Source organism: Acetomicrobium sp. S15 = DSM 107314, assembly GCF_016125955.1.
Taxonomy (GTDB): Bacteria; Synergistota; Synergistia; order Synergistales; family Thermosynergistaceae; genus Thermosynergistes; species Thermosynergistes pyruvativorans.
Map to the genome: position 1 here is coordinate 15,140 of NZ_JADEVE010000076.1, position 19,003 is coordinate 34,142.

Annotated in this window: 21 protein-coding genes and 1 other annotated feature; of the genes, 20 read left to right on the forward strand and 1 reads right to left on the reverse strand. The window is 50.9% G+C overall.

Translation table 11 applies throughout. The features are described from left to right. The first annotated feature begins 120 nt into the window (after positions 1-120). The 12 genes from EZM41_RS01760 to lptB all read left to right on the forward strand — a co-directional run bounded on the left by EZM41_RS01760 (position 121) and on the right by lptB (position 11,227). Positions 121-630 carry a tripartite tricarboxylate transporter TctB family protein gene (locus tag EZM41_RS01760; protein WP_198468798.1) on the forward strand — a complete coding sequence of 170 codons (510 nt, stop codon included), beginning with the start codon at positions 121-123 and terminating at the stop codon, positions 628-630. Between the two features lie 46 nt (positions 631-676). Further along, the gene (locus tag EZM41_RS01765) at positions 677-2,173 is read left to right on the forward strand and encodes a tripartite tricarboxylate transporter permease (RefSeq protein ID WP_198468800.1); all 1,497 of its coding nucleotides are present in this window, start codon (positions 677-679) and stop codon (positions 2,171-2,173) included. 185 nt (positions 2,174-2,358) lie between these two features. Next, positions 2,359-3,441 (forward strand): isocitrate/isopropylmalate dehydrogenase family protein, encoded by a 1,083-nt coding sequence (locus EZM41_RS01770; RefSeq protein WP_198468802.1) that lies wholly within the window; start codon positions 2,359-2,361, stop codon positions 3,439-3,441. 71 nt (positions 3,442-3,512) lie between these two features. Further along, a complete protein-coding gene (gene larA / locus EZM41_RS01775) occupies positions 3,513-4,772 on the forward strand; it encodes a nickel-dependent lactate racemase (RefSeq protein WP_198468804.1) in 1,260 nt (419 codons plus the stop codon). Between the two features lie 286 nt (positions 4,773-5,058). After that, entirely contained in the window at positions 5,059-5,856 is a 798-nt protein-coding gene (locus EZM41_RS01780) for an HpcH/HpaI aldolase family protein (RefSeq protein WP_198468806.1), read from the forward strand. A gap of 53 nt (positions 5,857-5,909) precedes the next feature. Next, positions 5,910-6,260 (forward strand): DsrE family protein, encoded by a 351-nt coding sequence (locus tag EZM41_RS01785; protein WP_198468808.1) that lies wholly within the window; start codon positions 5,910-5,912, stop codon positions 6,258-6,260. Positions 6,261-6,559: 299 nt separating this feature from the next. Next, positions 6,560-6,718 carry a rubredoxin gene (gene rd, locus EZM41_RS01790; protein ID WP_198468810.1) on the forward strand — a complete coding sequence of 53 codons (159 nt, stop codon included), beginning with the start codon at positions 6,560-6,562 and terminating at the stop codon, positions 6,716-6,718. Between the two features lie 165 nt (positions 6,719-6,883). Then, positions 6,884-7,106, forward strand: a binding site (T-box leader). 46 nt (positions 7,107-7,152) lie between these two features. Continuing rightward, entirely contained in the window at positions 7,153-8,193 is a 1,041-nt protein-coding gene (gene thrC / locus EZM41_RS01795) for a threonine synthase (protein ID WP_446697802.1), read from the forward strand. After that, complete coding sequence (thrB, locus tag EZM41_RS01800) at positions 8,190-9,152, forward strand: homoserine kinase (protein ID WP_198468814.1); 963 nt, start codon at positions 8,190-8,192, stop codon at positions 9,150-9,152. The genes thrC and thrB overlap by 4 nt, the downstream gene beginning before the upstream one ends. Beyond that, a complete protein-coding gene (locus EZM41_RS01805) occupies positions 9,133-9,633 on the forward strand; it encodes an ACT domain-containing protein (protein WP_198468816.1) in 501 nt (166 codons plus the stop codon). Before thrB ends, EZM41_RS01805 begins: the two co-directional genes overlap by 20 nt. A gap of 45 nt (positions 9,634-9,678) precedes the next feature. Beyond that, the gene (locus tag EZM41_RS01810; protein ID WP_198468818.1) at positions 9,679-10,500 is read left to right on the forward strand and encodes an LptA/OstA family protein; all 822 of its coding nucleotides are present in this window, start codon (positions 9,679-9,681) and stop codon (positions 10,498-10,500) included. Between the two features lies 1 nt (position 10,501). Next, positions 10,502-11,227, forward strand: a complete 726-nt coding sequence (gene lptB, locus EZM41_RS01815; protein ID WP_198468820.1) for an LPS export ABC transporter ATP-binding protein — start codon at positions 10,502-10,504, stop codon at positions 11,225-11,227. Here lptB and EZM41_RS01820 read toward each other — a convergent pair. After that, the gene (locus EZM41_RS01820) at positions 11,200-11,691 is read right to left on the reverse strand and encodes a hydrogenase maturation protease (protein ID WP_198468822.1); all 492 of its coding nucleotides are present in this window, start codon (positions 11,689-11,691) and stop codon (positions 11,200-11,202) included. The genes lptB and EZM41_RS01820 overlap by 28 nt on opposite strands. On the opposite strand from EZM41_RS01820, the gene murJ reads away from it, so the two are divergent. The 8 genes from murJ (at position 11,670) to EZM41_RS14140 (ending at position 18,992) form a co-directional block, all read left to right on the forward strand. Beyond that, positions 11,670-13,274: a murein biosynthesis integral membrane protein MurJ gene (gene murJ / locus EZM41_RS01825; protein ID WP_198468824.1), complete on the forward strand. Its 1,605-nt coding sequence runs from the start codon at positions 11,670-11,672 to the stop codon at positions 13,272-13,274. The two genes, EZM41_RS01820 and murJ, sit on opposite strands and share 22 nt — an antisense overlap. Then, positions 13,267-13,791, forward strand: a complete 525-nt coding sequence (locus tag EZM41_RS01830; protein ID WP_198468826.1) for a hypothetical protein — start codon at positions 13,267-13,269, stop codon at positions 13,789-13,791. The genes murJ and EZM41_RS01830 overlap by 8 nt, the downstream gene beginning before the upstream one ends. A gap of 6 nt (positions 13,792-13,797) precedes the next feature. Continuing rightward, on the forward strand, positions 13,798-13,968 hold the full coding sequence (locus tag EZM41_RS01835) for a hypothetical protein (protein ID WP_198468828.1): 171 nt from the start codon (positions 13,798-13,800) through the stop codon (positions 13,966-13,968). Beyond that, positions 13,965-14,984, forward strand: a complete 1,020-nt coding sequence (gene tsaD / locus EZM41_RS01840; protein ID WP_198468830.1) for a tRNA (adenosine(37)-N6)-threonylcarbamoyltransferase complex transferase subunit TsaD — start codon at positions 13,965-13,967, stop codon at positions 14,982-14,984. Before EZM41_RS01835 ends, tsaD begins: the two co-directional genes overlap by 4 nt. Before the next feature lie 206 nt (positions 14,985-15,190). Continuing rightward, a complete protein-coding gene (gene groES / locus EZM41_RS01845) occupies positions 15,191-15,481 on the forward strand; it encodes a co-chaperone GroES (protein ID WP_198468832.1) in 291 nt (96 codons plus the stop codon). 31 nt (positions 15,482-15,512) lie between these two features. Beyond that, the gene (gene groL / locus EZM41_RS01850; protein ID WP_198468834.1) at positions 15,513-17,129 is read left to right on the forward strand and encodes a chaperonin GroEL; all 1,617 of its coding nucleotides are present in this window, start codon (positions 15,513-15,515) and stop codon (positions 17,127-17,129) included. 181 nt (positions 17,130-17,310) lie between these two features. Next, positions 17,311-18,558 carry a Glu/Leu/Phe/Val family dehydrogenase gene (locus tag EZM41_RS01855; RefSeq protein WP_198468836.1) on the forward strand — a complete coding sequence of 416 codons (1,248 nt, stop codon included), beginning with the start codon at positions 17,311-17,313 and terminating at the stop codon, positions 18,556-18,558. A 302-nt stretch (positions 18,559-18,860) separates the two neighbouring features. Then, entirely contained in the window at positions 18,861-18,992 is a 132-nt protein-coding gene (locus EZM41_RS14140; RefSeq protein WP_269778840.1) for a hypothetical protein, read from the forward strand. The last annotated feature ends 11 nt before the right edge of the window (positions 18,993-19,003 follow it).

Below are 19,003 nucleotides of genomic sequence, written 5' to 3' on the forward strand. Positions count from 1 at the left end.
ATAATATGAGTGTCATGATGAAGATTAATAAAATGTAAATGTAAATTAGCTTCATACTACCTTTGTGCCTAAAATCTAAAGCACAGAGGTAGTATGAAGCGACATAAGGGGATGACGGCTGTGGCCACCAAGAAATTATTGGGTAGAGTAGTTCTTAATCTGGCGTGGATAATAATTGCTACGGTATTTTATTGGGTTGCCATACCATATGCATCGGTCAGAACTTTTGATCCCGTAGGTCCACACGTATTTCCACAAATTGTATCTGTAATAATTATAGTTTGCGCAGTTGGGAATTTATTCATAGTATTTTTGAGCACAAAAAAAGACAAATCCCTTGTTATTGACATTAAGGAAGCGCAACAAACAGAAAGTACTGATTTTAGGAATTTAATGAAAGTAGTTTTAATCATTATTGTTTCAGGTATCTATATTGTAATTCTTAACTGGATTGGTTATTTATTTAGCACTATATTATTGATTTTTTTCTTAGTATTGATTCAAGGAGGAACCAAACTTAATAAAAATTTAATGATAAGTTGCGGATTTTCTTTGTTTCTTTATATTGTATTCTCAAGAATTCTTAATATTCTTTTGCCAGAGGGTTTATTGGGATTTATTTTTACGTAGTTGAGTGGCTTGAACTTCATCTTTGATGAATGGAGGTTAATGCGCAGTGTTTGTGGATTTATTGCAAAACATTATGCTTGGAACGAACATTGTTTTTACAATAGAAGGAATTCTTGCGATTACGATTGGGGTTATTGTAGGCACCATAGGAGGAGCTATACCAGGGATAAACGCTTCTATGACCATGGCCATTCTGTTGCCTTTTACCTGGGGAATGGACCCAATAATAGCAATATTAATGTATGTGGGAATTTATTGTGGGGGTCAATATGGAGGGTCGATCCCTTCGATACTTATTGGAACGCCCGGTACGCCTTCGTCAGCTGCTACTGTCCTTGACGGTTATCCGTTGCATTTAAAAGGCAAAACAGGATTGGCTTTAGGAATGTCGTTATATGCCAGTGTAACTGGAGGGCTAATCTCCAGTGTTGTATTAATGATTTTGGCGATACCCCTTGCAGGGGTCGCCTTAGCCTTTGGTCCACCGGAATATTTTGCACTGGCTGTAGTCGGATTGACACTTATTGCCTCTTTATCTGCAGATATTTTTAAAGGATTGATCGCCGCTTCTATAGGGCTTTTGCTGGCTACCGTAGGGCTTGATCCTTTCTCTGGGATAGTAAGATTTGGTTTTGGTACCGAACAGCTAATCCAGGGGTTTGAGTTGATACCATTTTATATGGGAATTTTTGCTTTAAGTCAGGTCTTATATAGCGTCTATAAAAAAATAGAGCGAGTTGCAGTCGATTACAGTGTTAGCTCAAGATATCCTTCTTTTGCTGACTATAAAGGCTGTTTTCTTGCCATGTTAATAGGTTCAATTATTGGCGTTTTCGTGGGCGTTATGCCAGGGGCTGGAGCATCAATAGCTTGTTGGATTGGATACAATGAAGCCCGCAGATGGTCGAAACATCCAAAAGATTTTGGAAACGGTGCACTTGAAGGAGTTGCTGCACCTGAAGCTGCTAATAACGCAGTTACCGGTGGGGCGATGGTTCCAATGTTATCCCTCGGCATTCCAGGTTCAGGTTCTACAGCTATTATGTTAGGAGTGCTGATAATTCATGGACTCAGGCCTGGACCGATGCTTTTTGTTACAAATCCAGATGTTCCATACTCGATTTTTGTTTCTCTATTTGTTGCCAATATAGTGATGATATTTATTGGTTTAGCTTTTATTAGGTTGTTGGCGAAAGTAGTCAATATACCTGAATCCATAATGAATGCGTGTATTTTAGCGATAATATTCGTTGGAGCTTTTTCTGTTAACAATAGCATATTTGATGTATTTGCAGTTTTACTTTTCGGAGTATTGGGATTAATACTTAAGGTCCATGATTATCCTGTAAGCGCTACTGCGTTAGGATTCGTTCTTGGATATCTTGTTGAAACAAATTTCAGAAGATCGTTAACGGTGGCCAAGGGCAACTGGATGATATTCTTCCAAAATCCGATTTCCCTCGTTCTGATATGCATAGCAATTATCAGCGTAATATATTCAATTTATAGTAATTATTTCAAAGGTAGAAAAGAAAGTGTATAAATATGAAATAACTGAGAAAATCACCAAATTTACTTCCACTTGTCCGTAGCCTGCTTGAGGAATTAAAATAATTAAGATAATGCTCGGATACTTTTGCAGGTTATGTTATTAATACTAAATTTGATTATAACATAATAAGAAATGACAATCGAATTCTGTAGATCAAATTAAAGGAGAGAGGCAAATTGGCGCAATACAAAATTGGAATTTTGCAGGGTGATGACATAGGACTCGAAGTAGTGCCTGTGGCAGTTGAGGTGCTAAAAACTGCTATTGAGAAATATGAAAGCGTCAAAATAGAATGGCATGAGCTTCCGATAGGTTATTCATCTTATCTTGAAAACGGAGAAACTCTTCCAAAGAGGACTTTTGACGGCCTATTTGACCTTGATGGTTGGATTCTGGGCCCCATAGGACACATGGCTTACCCAAAAGACGATCCTAAAGCTATCAATCCTCATCCTATTTTACGAAAAAGCTTCGATTTGGTGAGCAATATACGTCCGGTGAAATCGTACGAGAATATCCCAAGTCTCCATAGGGACGTTGATCTTGTGATTGTCAGGGAAAATAACGAAGGCTTCCAGCCTGACAGAAACATGTATAAAGGCAAGGGTGAGTTCATGCCCACTCCGGATATAGCTTTGTCTGTCAGAGTTATTACAGAGCGCAATTCCAAAATGGTTGCCGGAACAGCTTTTGAGTTAGCACGCCAGAGAAATAGAAAAAAGAAAGTAACTGCAATTCATAAAAATACAGTATTTAAGCTAACCTGTGGCTTGTTTGTTGATAGCTGTAAAGAGAAAAGTAAGGAGTATCCTGACATTGAATTTGATACTATGATAGTTGATACATTTGCAATGAATTTAGTGATGCGACCTCAAAAGTTTGATGTGATTGTTACGACAAACATGTTTGGAGATATTCTTTCCGATGAAGCGGCAGGACTTGTCGGTGGCCTTGGAATGGCGCCGGGATTGTGCGTGGGTCCCAAATATGCCATGGCTCAAGCTACGCATGGCTCTGCTCCAGATATAGCCGGCAAACACGTTGCAAACCCTTACGCCATGATAATGTCTGCCCAAATGTTACTTTCTTGGTTGGGAAACACGAAAGGCGATGCCGATGCCATCAAGGCCTCAAAGGATATAGAGTTTGGGGTAAACAAAGTGCTTTATGAGAAAAAACATCTTACACCTGATCTTGGTGGTATATCAACCACTGAGGATATGGGCAGAGCCATTTGTGATGCCATAAAAAATATCTAATTCTAATATTTTGTCAATAAAAATATACTTTAACAAGTGTTTTAGACAAAAATACAAAGGAGATCAATATAATGAGAATATCAATACCATATGGGAGGAATTTGTTAAAAGCAGAAGTACCCAATCTCATAGCTACTCTTGAGCCACCCTATGTAAAGGAACTTGATGATCCAAAGGCTGTTTTAATGGATAAACTAGAAAACCCGATAGGCTCTCCCTCTCTTCGGTCTTTGGCGGAAAACAAAAAGGACGCCGTAATCGTAATTAATGACATTACGAGACCATGCCACTCCGAAATACTGGTGCCCGGCATAGTCAAGGTTCTGAATGAGGCTGGCATTAGCGACGAGAGAATTAAATTGTTAGTTGCGACGGGGAATCATAGGGGTAACACAAAAGAAGAGCTCGAAGGTATGGTTGGATCAGACATTGTGAATCGGATTGGGATTTATAATCATGATGCTATGGATAAAGAAAGTATAGTGTATTTGGGGACGACGAAAAGGGGAATCCCTGTATACATAAACAAGATATTTGTCGAGGCTTCTCTAAAAATACTGACAGGGATCGTTTCCCCCCACCACTCGGCAGGTTTTGGGGGAGGGAGAAAAAGCGTGTTGCCCGGTATCGCAGGCATCGATTCTATTCGCCCTCATCACTCTTTTCCGATAAGACCATTTGAGCCCTCCATGGGGTGGATTGATGGAAACCCTATGCACGAAGAGTCTCTCTCGGCAGCTAAGATGGCAAAAGTAGATTTCATAGTTAATGTGGTGAATAACATAGAAGAAAAGATCGCCGGCATTTTTGCCGGCGATCTTGATCAAGCACATAAAGCTGGTGTAGATATGTGCAATAAGGTCCATCGGGTAAAAGTTCCCAGAAAAGCTGATGTGGTTATCACAAGCCCAGGGGGATTCCCCAGGGATTTTGATTTGCATCAGTCTCAGAAGGCCGTTGTGCCTGCTGAGATGTGTTGTAAAAAAGGCGGAGTGATTATATTGGTTGCGGAAGCTTCAGATGGCATAGGCAAATTTGGTAATTGGCTGAAAAGTGCCAAAGAGCCGAAAGACGTTATTGATAGGTTTAAGAAAGAGGGGTTTACACCAGAGTCATCCAGCAAGGCACTCTATTATGCCAGAGCCTTGTCCAACTTTAAAGTAATAGTCGTCACGAAAGGGGTTTCAGATAGGGATTTAAAAGAAATGTTTTTCATTCCGATTTCAGACATACAACAGGCGATTGAAGAAAGCATTAAGATAATGGGTCAAGATGCAGAATTTATCTTTATTCCCCATGGAAGTGATATCATACCCGAACTGGAATCATGAGACAAGATCTTTAAAAGAAACTTCGCTGCACAAATTTGCAACAGCATGAGTGGTACTATTGAACCCAAAGCCATATTTGAGCTTAAGCGGCCGTTTTTAGCTAAATACCTGTGCCTGTGTTAAGATAACTTAAGTATCGACTGGAGAGATATCGCTAAAGTTAAGATTAAAAAGTACGATGCCCTCGAGCTATAGGCAGTTGTAGCAATATCTTCTATATCGCGCACCGGCGTAATCATATTTTAATCACATATTTATAGATAGCAGGAGGAGGAGGAGCTTTTAGATGAAGGAAAACAAACTGAGGGAGCTTTTGAGAGCTGGGAAGCCTTCCTTGGGCACCCGCGTGTTGAGCCAGTGGCCTATGGTCGTCGAATACGTTGGTACCAGCGGAAATTTCGACTATATTGAATACGTTGCCGAATACTCTCCTTTCGATCAATATGACCTTGAAAACATAGCTCGCGCCTGTGAACTGCACAACATGGGGTCTATGATCAAAGTCGATTTCCAGAGCCGCGAGTATGTCGCTCAGAAAGCGATTGCCTCCGGCTTCCAGGCGATCCTCTTCACGGACCACAAGACTCCGGATGAGGTCCGCGCCTCCGTAAAAGCCGTAAAGGCGGACGAGCCGGCTACCGGTGGACGCTTCGGCTTCCCGAACCGTCGTTATATCGGTTGCCAGCCCTACATCTCCCAACTGGAGCATATCAAACGCGTAAACGACATTGTCCTTTGTTTCATGATAGAGAAGAAAGAAGCTATGGATAACATCGAAGAAATCTGCTCCATCCCCGGCGTCGACATGGTTCAGTTCGGGCCATCCGATTATTCCATGAGCATGGGCAAAAACAAGGCCGACGCGGCCGAAGAGTGCAAAGCCGCAGAGCGCAGGATGATCGAAGTTGCCTTAAAACATGGAGTGCAGCCCAGGTGCGAAATATATGGAAATCCTGACGACGTTAAATACTATCTGGATCTCGGCGTCAGACACGTATGTTTCGGCGACGAGATGAACGTCTATTCCAAATTCCTGCGCAAGGAAGGCGGCTACATGCGCGGAATCGTCGACGGCATCAAGTAGTGTTAAGTTCTCTGAACGATGACAGTTCTGTAAGTCCTTAATAAGAGGGGGATATGTCGTTGGTAAAGGCCGATACGTTGGTAGTGGTATGGAGTTCGAGGGACAGAGATGTGGCCCTAAATACGGTCTTCATGTATACAAAGAACTCCAAACTCAAGGGATGGTGGAACAACGTCAAGCTGGTGGTCTGGGGTCCTTCGGCGAAGCTCGTATCCGTGGACCAAGAGCTTCAGGCGGAGTTGGCCGAGCTAAAGAAAGCCGGCGTCGAGTTGTTGGCGTGCAAGGCCTGTGCGGACAGATATGGGGTATCCAAGCGATTGGAGGAGTTAGGGATCGAAGTGATTTACATGGGAGAACCGCTGACTGGATATCTTAAAGATGGTTATGCGGTCTTGACGTTTTAGATCGCAAACCTCAAAGTGGTGCCTTTATATAACGGCGTAACGGCAGAGCTCAGATGGAGTCTTGGACAAAAGGGTGAGTGAACATCTGGGTAAACCGAGAAACCTCAGCTTGGATCTGCGGAGCCTTAGCGCGGCTGTCCTTTGAAGTTGCCTTAATAGCTCATGTAAAAATGTAGGCGAAGCTGACAGATGCTTCATGTAAAATTCCAAGCGAAAACAGGTTGCTTGTTTTATCTTCAGTGAGGCTATATAATGCTGCTTGTTAGATTGCCAAGAGTTATGGGAGGGGAGATGGAGGTATGAAATACGTATGCACGGTTTGCGGCTATGTTTATGATCCTGCCAATGGCGACCCCGATTCGGGCATTGCTCCGGGCACGCCCTTTGAAGAGCTCCCTGATGATTGGGTTTGCCCCGTCTGCGGCGTAGGGAAGGACATGTTCGAGCCCGAGGAGTGAAGCCAACCCCGATCGGCAGTTATGAAGGATTTTTGAGCTGTTGAATGGAAGTAGATGTGTTCCAGGTTTGTATGGTTTTGATATATGAGGATCAAAGTTCGATTTAGATCGCCGATGAACGACGGCCATTTAACGTCGTGAGATGCTTTGTGATTTAAGCTTTAAATTATTGCGATGAAGGGGAGAGTAATATCGGTACGAGCGCTTCAGAGAGGGGGCCAAAGGTGCGAGGCTCCTGCGCTTGTCGATGTGAAGACCACCCCGGAGCTGTCGTCGAAGCCTTAGTCTTAGGATAAGGCGGCGGGGTCCGCCCCAAACAGCGGATTTCGAGCGCCGGGCCCAGTGCCCGGAAGAGGAGTGGAACCGCGGGATCTTGCCCGTCTCCTTGTGGGGGGTGGGCAAGATCTTTTATTTATTTGGAGGGATAAAAATTGATTGGTCTGCTCGAGCGCTATGAGGATCTCTTTCCTCTCACATCCGCAACCCCGCGCATCTCGCTGGGAGAGGGAAACACGCCGTTTTTGCCGTTGCGAAACGTAGGCAAAAGCTTGGGCGTAAAGCTGTACGGAAAGGTGGAAGGCGCCAACCCCACCGGTTCTTTTAAAGATAGGGGGATGGTGTTGGCCGTGGCTAAAGCCTTGGAAGGCAGGGCTCGCGCCGTCGTCTGCGCTTCCACTGGCAACACTTCCGCCTCGGCGGCTGCTTATTCTGCGGCGGCCGGTCTCCCCTGTTATGTGATCCTTCCCGCCGGCAAAGTGGCGAGGGGCAAACTTGCCCAAGCCTTGATCTACGGTGCCAAGGTTTTGGCGGTGCGCGGCAACTTCGACAAGGCTTTGGAGTTGGCGATGGCTGCATCCGACGAGTGGCGGTTGGCCATCGTGAACTCCGTGAACCCGTATCGCCTCTGGGGCCAGCGCAGCGGCGCTTGGGAGATCTGCGACGAACTGGGTAGGGCTCCAGATTGGTGCGTTCTTCCCGTTGGGAACGCAGGAAACATCACCGCCTACTGGGCGGGCTTCGTCCAGTATCGGAGGATGGGGAAGTGCCAGGGCGTGCCGCGAATGGTGGGCGTTCAAGCCCAGGGGGCATCGCCTCTCGTTAGTGGCGTCGAATGCGACAAACCCGAGACCGTCGCTACGGCGATTCGCATAGGTCGGCCGGTGAACGCCCAAAAAGCGCGCGCTGCGGTTAAAATGAGCGGCGGATTCTTCATGGCCGTGAGCGACGAGGAGATACTCGAAGCCCAAAGCCTTTTGGCTTCTCGCGAAGGCGTCTTCGCCGAGCCTGCCTCCTGTGCTCCGCTGGCGGGCCTGATGAGGCTCAAGCGGGATGGCAAATTGCCGCAGGCGACGACGATCGCGATGATACTGACAGGAAACGGCCTAAAGGATCCGGACACAGCCATGTCCAAGGCCGGTGAGCCCGTCGAAGTGGATGGGACCATGGAGGCCCTGCGGAAGGTGATGGCGCCATGATCTTGCGAGTGAAGGTGCCTGCGTCGAGTGCAAATCTTGGTTCGGGTTTCGATACTCTTGGCATGGCCCTTTCTCTCTACAATTTTTACGACCTCCTTTCGCTTCTTCCCAGCGGCAGCTACGAGATAGAAGTTATTGGCGAGGGGGAACACGAGCTCGAAGATCCCATTGGAAATTTGCTCATCAAAAGCTATGAGCGCGCCGCGGGGGAATTGGGGATCGAAGCTCCCGGGCTCAAGCTTCGATGCCTCAACGCCATTCCCTTGCGCAGAGGGCTTGGAAGTTCGTCCAGCGCGGTCGTCGGCGGGGTGCTCCTCGCCAATGCCATGAGAGACAACCCCTTGGATAAGGATGAGCTGCTCGCCTTGATGGTTGCCATTGAAGGACATCCAGACAATGTGGTCCCGAGTTGTTTGGGCGGCATGGTCGTCAGCTCGTGGGATGGCCGGGAGCTGCGGTATGTCAAGCTCCCTTCCCCTCCTCGGGATATAGTCGTGGTTGTGGCTGTGCCCAATGTAGAGGTGAGCACGAGCGAGGCCCGTCAAGCTTTGCCTGAGCAAGTGAGCTTGAGCGACGCAATTTTTAACGTGAGCCGCGTGGCGCTGCTCGCCGCTTCGTGGGCGACCGGACAGTGGGACCATTTGCCGTGGGCCATGGAAGACCGACTTCACCAGCAATTCAGGGCTCGCCTCTTCCCCGGTGGAGAGGAGATTTTGGAAAGGGTAAGGTCCGTTCCCGGGTGTCTCGGTGTGGCGATAAGCGGCTCAGGCCCGAGCGTCATGGCCTTTGCGAGAGGGAACGTGCAAGAGGTCGCCGAGGCAGCCTGCCGCACGTTCATGGAAAAGGGGGTTCGTTCCCGCTTTTTTGTCCTCGACATAGACGAAAACGGAGCCGTTGTAGAATATACAGAGCCTTCGCTCGACAAGGAGGAGATACAACATGTCAAAAGCGGCCGATGAGCCCAAGGCCTTTGGCGGTCAAACTGTGGACTCCGTGACCTGTGATCACAATGTAGCAAAGGTGGCAATTTTGGGTGTGCCGGATGTGCCCGGCATAGCAGCTCGCCTCTTTTCGCGCTTGGCCGAGCGCGACGTTAAGGTCGGAATGATCATCCAAAGCATCATGAGGGGTGGCGTGAACGATATAGCTTTCTTAGTCAGGAGAGATATCCTGGGCAAAGCTATAGAGGCTTGCCGTGAAGTGGCGAAGGAGATAGGCTCTCAGGGCGTGACGTTCGACGCCGAGATCGGTCGCGTTACGGTAACCGGCCCCGGAGTGTCCGAACGGCCCGAGGTTCCATATCAAGTGTTTTCGACCCTCGCGCAAGAGGGCATCAACATAGACATGATCTCATCCACTAATGAATCGATTACGTGTGTCGTAGAATCCAGCGATGTGGAGCGCGCCGTGGAAGCCCTGCGCAGGTGCTTCCTCTCCTGAGATGGGATAAAATAAAAGGCGAGTTCTTTTTAGGTGGTGAAGCGCGTGAGAAAGATCATAGGGGCATTGTTATGCCTCTGTCTTTGGACCGCAGTTGCGGCGTCTCAGGAGACGGTGACGTTGAACGCCGAGAGCCTGTATTATGATCCCTCGACGGGCCAAATCAAGGCCTCCGGCAGCGTGGTGATCCGGGAGGCGGACGTCGTAATAGAGGCCGATGAGGGCGAAGGAAGGTCTGACGGCAGCACTTTCCGCCTTTATGGCAACGTGCGCGGCCACTTCCAAAAGGATGGAATTGACTTAGTCTGTGACGAATTAGTGGTGCAGCAGCGCGAAGAGGGAAGAATAGCCACAGCTAAGGGAAACGCTAAACTGCTGCGCGGGGAAGAGCGCATAGTTGCCGATGAACTCGAGTGGCCCTGGGGTTCTCCGGATAACTATGTCGCCCGGTCGAATGTGGACGCAGTTACGAGCGCTTACGCAGTTCAGGCTCAAGAGGTCGGCCGTCGGGGGGGTCGTTTTTGGGCTAAGGATGCGAAGCACTTTGAAGATAAGGCCAAAGGGATCACGCTTTCCGCCAGAGAAATCGAGGGTAACATTGAGGGCGAAGAGATAAAGGATTTAGTGGCCGTGGGTAACGTGATTGCCAAACAGCGCACCTCCCAAGAGGAGACGACACTCTCTGGAAACAGGGCTGTCTACTCCAAGGATCGCGGCACTATCACCGTGACTGGCAAAAAGGCGGTGGTATTTCAGAAGGACCGCACGATACGGGCGGACACACTCATCCTGTTTTTGGAGAGCAGGAGAGTTGAAGCTCACGGATCTCCTCAGATCGAGTTCTTGAGAGAGCAGGAGAAAAAGTAGAATGGCCCAAACCCTGCGAGCAGAGGGGCTTGAAAAGAGCTTTCGAGAGCGCACCGTCGTGTCGTCGGTAAGCCTCAAGGTGAAGCGAGGGGAGATAGTCGGCCTGCTGGGCCCGAATGGCGCAGGTAAGACCACCACCTTTTATATGATCGTCGGGCTGATCTTTCCCGATAAAGGCAGAATTTACCTCGACGGCTTGGATGTGACGCCTATGCCTGTGTATAGGCGAGCGCGCTTGGGGATAGGATATCTTCCTCAAGAGCCCTCCGTGTTTAGAAATCTCACCGTTAGAGAGAACCTGGAGCTCGTCCTCGAAGAACGGGGTTTGGATCAAAAAGGGCGGAAGGAGATAGTCGATCATCTCATCGAAGAGTTCGGCATCGCCGAGATAGCTCACGTGCACGGCAACTCTCTGAGTGGCGGGGAAAGACGGCGTGTGGAAATAGCCCGCAGTTTGGCTACGATGCCTGACTTCATCTTGTTGGACGAGCCGTTCAGCGGGATAGATCCTATTGCAGTTTACGACATCCAACAACTCATCATTAATCTAAAGTCAAAAGGATACGGCATATTGCTCACCGACCATAACGTCAGAGAGACATTGGCCATAACGGACAGGGCTTGCTTGATCCACAACGGTAGTATAGTAATTGAGGGCTCTCCCAGAGATGTCGCCGCGAGCGACATGGCGCGCAGATTTTACTTGGGCGAGCGCTTTCGCTGGTGAAGGCGCGGTATTTTTTGCCAAGTGCCGTTGAGGATTATGTTTATGACGGCAGAAGCTGCACGGCGCACGGCTGGAGATAGGTCGAGAGACGGTGAGAGTTGTTCGGGTTGTATGCCTATCGCCGTCACCGTTAACCACTCCAAGTGAGGCCCCAATATGAGAGGCAGGGTTATTCCGTGAGTTTCAAAAACGGCTTCTGCGAGGTCGTCGAGCGTAAGGCGTCTTACGCTGCCGGCTTTGAGGCCCATGTTCGCCGCATCTACTACGACGAGCTCTTTGGGACGGTCGCGCAAAAGCCACGGTGTGAAGTTTTCGGGCACCGTTTCGCAAACCACTACACGCATCCACGGTGGTGCTATAGGTATGAGCGATTCTGCTATGCAGACGCCGACGCCATCGTCTCCCCTCAGTCTGTTGCCCAACCCCCAGAGGTGTACTTCAAATGACGAAAACCCATTCTCCATCTTCGCATTCCTCTCCTGACCTTTTTGTCTCCAAAATGGTGCGTCATTCGCTGCGAATGACGGCTGGAACACTTGCGAGCCGTATCCTCGGCATGTTAAGGGAGATCCTCACGGCAGCGTTTTTTGGCGCCACACGGGAGCTCGATGCCTTCTATGTGGCCTATACGTTGGCAAACCTTTCCCGACAGCTCTTGGCGGAGGGGGCGCTCTCTGCCACCTTCGTCCCCGTCTTCTCTCAAGCCTTGGCGAGAGACGGCCTCGATCGCGCCGAGAGGCTTGCGAAAGAAGCCGTAACGCTCCTTCTGGCGATGGGAGCGCTCTTCGTCACAGCGGGCATAATCTTCGCGCCTTACCTGGTCTTTCTTATAGCCCCCGGCTTTAAGGGGCAGGATGCCGTCTTGGCGACGAACTTGACTCGCCTTCTCATGCCCTATTTAATATTGGTTTCCCTCGCTGCCTTGGCCATGGGAGCGCTCAACAGCATGGAGAGCTTCTTGGTGCCCGCTATAGCCCCTGCAGTGGCCAACTTGGTTTATATAGTGGCCATATCGTTATTATATTGGAAAATGGGAATATGGGCCCCTGCCGTTGCGGTTTTGTTGGGCGGATGTTTTCAGATGGGCCTGCAGTGGGCGTGGTGCGCGGGCAAAGGTTTGATGCTCATTCCAGCCATGCCCGGAAGGGATCCGGAGCTCTGGCGTATGGTTCGCCTGTTTTTCCCTTATGCCGCTGGGCTTTCCTTGAACCAGTTTCACCCCATCATAAACCGCATCCTCGGATCCTTTTTGGAGGATGGGGCCATTTCCGTGCTCAACTATGCGGATCGCCTTATTCAGCTTCCCCTCGGCCTTTTCGTTATAGCCGTCTCTCAGGCTGTGCTTCCCCTCTTTTCCAGGGCTGCCCTCGAGGACGAAGTTGCCTTTGCCGACATAGGGCGAGATGCCCTGCGCTTCACGCTCTTCATTGTTTCACCTATAACCTTATGCACTCTCTTGTATGCGAGCGAGGCAGTTCATCTGTTGTTCTACCGTGGCGCCTTCGGCGACTGGGCCTGGCGCGCTACGAGCGGTGCCCTCTTCTTTTATGCCCTTGGACTTCCTGGCATGGCCTGCAACAACGTTACATTGAGGGCGCTTTACGCTCGTCGCTTCCCCAAGGCTGCGTTTTTCGTAGTAGTTACGAGCGTTTTGGCCAACCTCGCCTGTAGCGTGGTCCTCATGCGATTCCTCTCATACAGGGGGCTTGCGCTATCCAGTGCTATCGCCTTCACGTCTGCGTCTCTCGTCGGTGGGCAGTTCTTGCGCACCTCACTCGGCAGGCCGATCGGGCTTTTCGATATACCGTGGGTGTCGAGGCTCGCTTTGAGTTTGGCGGCTACGGGTGGAGCTTCGATGTTCTATAAGTTTTTCATACCCTATCCCTTGGGTGCTGGATTGCCCTTGCGGGCCCTTTGGATGTGCGGCGCCTTCGCCGTCGGTGCTGCAAGTTATATAATAACTGTGCGGCGCCTCAAGTGTGCGGAGTGGGGATGGGTGGCAGAAGCGATAAGGCGGGATAAAGCGAGGGTGAAAAGGGATGAATAAAATAGGGGTTATCATCGCGATTTTGCTGTGTTCGTTCGCTTCGGCGGCAATAGCGGATGAAGAGGCATTGATCCAGGAAAGGATGGTCTCCATACGAGCAGAAGGGAAGCAGTTGGACGGCCTCGTCATAGGCGCTCAGGCGAGGCTCGATTTCATATACGTGGACGCTGCCCTTGTTGAAGCGCTGAGGACCCCGAGCGAGTTTCCCGACTGGCTGCGTTGGCATGCCAAGGATTTCGCGAGCGAAGAGCTAAAAAGGGGTGTCCTCTTTGTGCTGCGCATCGAGACATATAATCCGTGGACGTTCGACCCGATGAAGATTTCTGTCGCCGATTACGCGCTAAAGGAGGAGGACATCCTCACAAAGCCGGCGTATGTCCCGAAGGGAGATCTGCCGAGCCGCTTTGAGGGTAGCCTTTCCTTTCGTGTCCCAGGTCTAAAGCTGAAACCCGGCCAGGAGATAATCATCTCGTATGGAGAAGACAAGGCTACCTTTCGCGTCCCGAAGGGGAGGTGAAGCGTGATGCATAAATATCGCTGCGTTGCTTGCAGTAGGGAATTCGAGGTGGAAGATCCCGTAAACCGCTGTCCCTTCTGCCGCGGCAAGGTGCTCTTTCACCTCGAGGGAAGACCCATTAGAAAGAAGGCGAACTGCGGCGGGAATTGCTCCGGTTGCAGTGGGTGTGCAGCGTGAGTGATGCCTCCTTTTTGACTTTAGGCATCGAGACATCGTGCGATGACACCTCCCTGGCCGTACTTTCAGGGCCGAGGGAGGTGCTCTCTTCTGTGGTGTCCAGCCAAGTGGATTTACACGCTCCTTATGGCGGGGTATTGCCTGAACTGGCCTCTCGCAAGCATCAGGAGGTGATAATTTCTCTCCTTCGCAAAGTTTTATCGGACGGCGGAGTCTCAAACCCTCATCGCGACATTGACCTCGTCGCCGTGACGAGAGGTCCTGGTCTCATGGGGTCGCTACTGGTGGGCGCGATGACGGCTAAGGCCCTCGCTCAGACCTGGGAAGCTCCGTTGATCGCCGTAAACCACCTGGAGGGGCATATATTCGCCAATGTATTGTCTCATCCCTCTTTAGAGCCTCCGTTTTTGTGCCTGATCGTTTCGGGTGGCCATACCGAGGTCATCCTGGTGCGGTCTTTCGGCGACTATTTGCTCTTGGGGAAGACGCGCGATGATGCTGCTGGCGAGGCCTACGACAAGGTAGCTAAGCTCTTGGGTTTGGGGTATCCAGGAGGGCCGGCGATAGATCGCCTGGCCAAGGAGGGTGACCCGAAGGCATTTACATTCCCGGTACCGCTCGGGCACACCAGAAATGTGGAGTTCAGCTTCAGCGGCCTGAAGACGGCGGTCCTTTGGGCTGTGCGCCGCTTGGAGCAGGAGGGTGCTCCCATCCCAGTAGCTGATATATGCGCCTCATTTCAGCGCGCTGCCGTGGAGGCGCTGATGTCCAAAATGCGCCTGTCTGTGGAGATGACGGGCGTCGAGAGGGTAGCTATATCGGGAGGGGTGGCGGCGAACAGCGCCCTCAGAGAAGCTGTGGCGTCTCAAGATGCATGGGAGGTGTATATTCCCCCTCGAGAACTCTGCACGGATAATGCTGCAATGATCGCTGCGGCCGGTTACGATGCCTACGCGCGCGGCTTGCGGTCTGACATCTCCTTTTCTCCCGATCCTTCCTTGGTGCTCGCCGAGTAATTCAAAGAAAACGAGAGAAAAACGGCGAAAAACAGCGCTTTCATAAGAATGAATACCATTATGGCCATTATCCTTGAATAAACGCCATTAACCACGATTATTGGATGTTGAATATATTGGCGCTTATCGCTATCCTTATTCATGGCTTGATTAGCACTCCTTCATATTGAGTGCTAACACAATTTTCGATTAGGAGGGATTCGAACATGAAGGTGAAACCGCTCGGCGATCGAGTAGTGGTCAAAGTTCTCACGCAGGAGGAGAAGACGAAGGGAGGTATCGTGCTTCCCGATACGGCCAAAGAGAAGCCGCAAGAGGGAGAGGTCATAAGCGTAGGAAGCGGTCGTGTCCTCGATAACGGCCAAAAGCTTCCACTTGAAGTTAAGGTCGGAGACCGCGTAATCTTCAGCAAGTACGCCGGTACGGAGATCAAGATCGACGGAGAAGAATATCTTATTCTCAGCGAGCGCGACGTGCTCGCTGTAGTTGAGCGATAGCGCAAGATTACAAAAAGGAGGGTGTACGAGAATGGCTAAAATTCTCATGTTCGATGAAGATGCACGCCGAGCTTTAGAGCGAGGAATGGATAAGGTGGCCAGCACTGTGGGTGTGACGCTCGGCCCGAAGGGTCGGAACGTGGTATTGGAGAAGAAGTTTGGCTCGCCTACCATCACGAACGATGGCGTCACCATCGCCAAGGAGATAGAGCTCGAAGATCCCTTTGAGAATATGGGCGCCCAGCTCCTGAAAGAAGTCGCCTCCAAGACCAACGATGTTGCTGGTGACGGCACTACTACCGCTACAGTGCTCGCTCGCATAATGGTTCGCGAGGGCATGAAAAACGTTGCAGCCGGCGCCAACGGCATGGTGATGCGCCGGGGGATCGAGAAGGCCATTGACGTGGTCGTGGACGAGCTCAAGAAGATGTCGATCCCGGTCAAGGACAGAAACAAGATCGCTCAGGTAGCCGCTATCTCCGCCAACGACAAGGCCATAGGCGAACTCATAGCCGAAGCCATGGAGAAGGTAGGAGAGGAGGGCGTCATCACTGTCGAGGACAGCCAAAGCGTAGGCACCACGTTGGAGATGGTGGAGGGGTTGCAGTTCGATAAGGGTTACATCAGCCCTTACATGATAACCGACCCAGAGCGCATGGAGGCCGTCCTCGAAGATGCATACATCCTCATCAATGACGGCAAGATCAGCAATGTAAAGGATCTCCTTCCCATCTTGGAGAAAGCTGTGCAGACGGGCAAGCCCTTGCTCATCATAGCGGAAGACGTTGAGGGCGAAGCCCTCGCCACGCTGGTGGTGAACAAACTGCGCGGCATACTCCAGTGCGTCGCGGTGAAAGCTCCCGGCTTCGGCGAGCGCAGAAAGGCCATGTTACAAGACATCGCCATTGTGACGGGTGGCCAGGTTATAAGCGAGGAGCTCGGCATAAAGCTCGAGAACGCTGACCTCTCGATGCTTGGCCGCGCCAAAAAGGTGCGCGTGACCAAGGAGGAGACCACCATAGTAGAGGGCGCTGGCGATCCCGAGGCCATCCGCAAGCGTGCCGCTCAGATTCGCGCCGAGCTCGAGGAATCCACGTCTGAGTACGACAAGGAAAAGCTCCAGGAGCGGTTGGCCAAGTTGGTCGGCGGGGTGGCGGTCATTCAGGTGGGTGCCGCTACCGAGACGGAGCAGAAAGAGCTCAAGCACCGTATAGAAGACGCGCTCTCTGCCACAAGGGCGGCCGTGGAAGAGGGGATCGTAGCTGGTGGCGGTGTGGCCCTGCTCAATGCCCTACCTGCGCTGGATAAGTTCATCGAGACCCTCGAGAGCGACGAGAAGATCGGGGCTCAAATCGTGCAGAGGGCCATGTCTGAACCTCTCCACCTCATAGCCGAGAACGCCGGCTTCCAGGGAGATGTGGTCGTGGAGAAGGTCAAAAGCCTTCCCAAAGGCCATGGCCTCAATGCCGCTACGGGCGAATACGTAGACATGGTGCAGGCGGGGATCATCGACCCATTGAAGGTTACGAGGAGCGCACTCCAGAACGCCGGCTCCATCGCTGCCATGGTCTTGACGACCGAGGCACTCGTGGCGGATAAGCCCGAGAAGAAAGAGCGCACTCCCGTCCCTGAGATGCCGGAGTATTAAACTCAAAGAGTCAAACAAAAGGGCCTCGCATGAGGCCCTTTTTTAGTGCCTCGACTCTTGTCTTTTATAACCCGCGTCTTTGTGAGGTTTATTTTGCTAAATATCTTTTAGTATGGTAAAATACTTGGTAAAGATGGGTGCCAGGCTCTGGGTTTAGATCACCTAAGGAGGAGGATGCGAAATGCCAAAGAGCCCTTACGAGGCGTTCCTGGAGCAGGTGGATGAGGCGGTTCCGTATCTCAAGGTCGAGCCCGAGTATGTGGATATGATCAAGGAACCTAAGGAAGTCCTTGAACTTACGATACCCCTGCGCATGGATGACGGCTCCGTCCAGATGATCAAGGCGTGGAGGAGCCATCATAACAACGCCCTCGGCCCATACAAAGGCGGAGTTCGCTATCATCCGGACGTAACGAGGGACGAGGTAGTAGCGTTGTCGGCGTGGATGACCATTAAGTGCGCCGTAATCGGTCTACCTTACGGTGGCGCCAAGGGCGGCGTACGCTGCACGCCTTCGGCCCTATCGCGTGGGGAGCTTGAGAGGCTCTCTCGGGCTTATGCCTTAGGGATATCCCGCTTTATGGGCACGGATTACGATATCCCCGCTCCGGACGTCAATACGAATCCGCAGGTGATGGCTTGGTTTACCGATACTTATGAAAAGGTGATCGGGAGAGGCGAACCATCCGCTTATACCGGTAAACCCGTAGAGATGGGCGGATCCCTTGGAAGGAGTACAGCTACATCTAGGGGCGGTGTGTTGTATATCCTTCGCGAGACGCTCAAGGAGATGGGCCTTTGGGGTAAGGATTTAACGTGCGCTTTGCAGGGTTATGGCAATGTGGGAAGTTTTGCCCACATGTTTTGTTCGGAGCTGGGCTTGAAGGTTGTGGGAATCGCAGACGTTGAAGGAGGCATTTATAACCCCAAGGGTTTCGATTACGCCAGCGTGAAAGAGCATGTCATGAAAAGAGGCACCGTGGCCGGCTTCCCCGATGCCGAGCCCATCTCTAACGAGGATCTGTTTGCCTTGGACGTCGACGTGCTGATCCCGGCGGCCCTTGAGGGCGTCATAACGGAGGCCAACGCCGGTAAGATAAAGGCAAAGGTCGTGTTAGAGCTCGCCAACGGCCCCACTACGCCTGAAGGAGAGGCAGTTTTGACCGACAAAGGTATACTGGTTGTCCCTGATGTATTGGCCAATGCGGGCGGCGTTGTTGTGAGCTGTTTTGAGTGGATTCAAGGCAGGACCGGCGATTACTGGACCGAAGAACAGGTCAACAAAAAGCTTGACGAAAGGATGACTCAAGCCTTTCATGAGATTTGGAGACTTAAGAAAGAGACGGATATTACAATGCGCCAAGCGGCTTACGTGCGCGCTATTGGCCGTGTGGTTGCGGCCATGAGATTTCGCGGCATTTGGCCGTAAAACCTACCGAACGTTTTTACGAGGGGGGGAAAGCCCCCCTTTTTTATTTTTCCAACGGCGGCATGAGATTATTCAAAACAAGCCTTGCCCCACTAAATGAATTATAATGGGGAACATGATATGTTTAACCTCTGCACATGCCTTTAGCTTTTGCTTTGGCGCAGGGAGGTCGAAAAAAAGGAGATGCAGTTTCCCCGTTTAATATTGGCAGATGAAGAAAGAGAAGAGGTCGTCCCCCCCACTATTGGCCAGAAGGCATCTCGGCGAAAACATCATCCGTTGCCGACAGGGCTGGGTGGGGAGTGTGGGACGTAGAAGACCAGACTCGCCTGAGCGATGATGGTTTTATCGTAGGGCGATCTGTAGCTACACAGATGCGCCTTGAGCCGTGGAGTGCACCGAATGTCTTTCACAGGTGGTTGAAGTCGCTTTGAGGAGGTAGTTC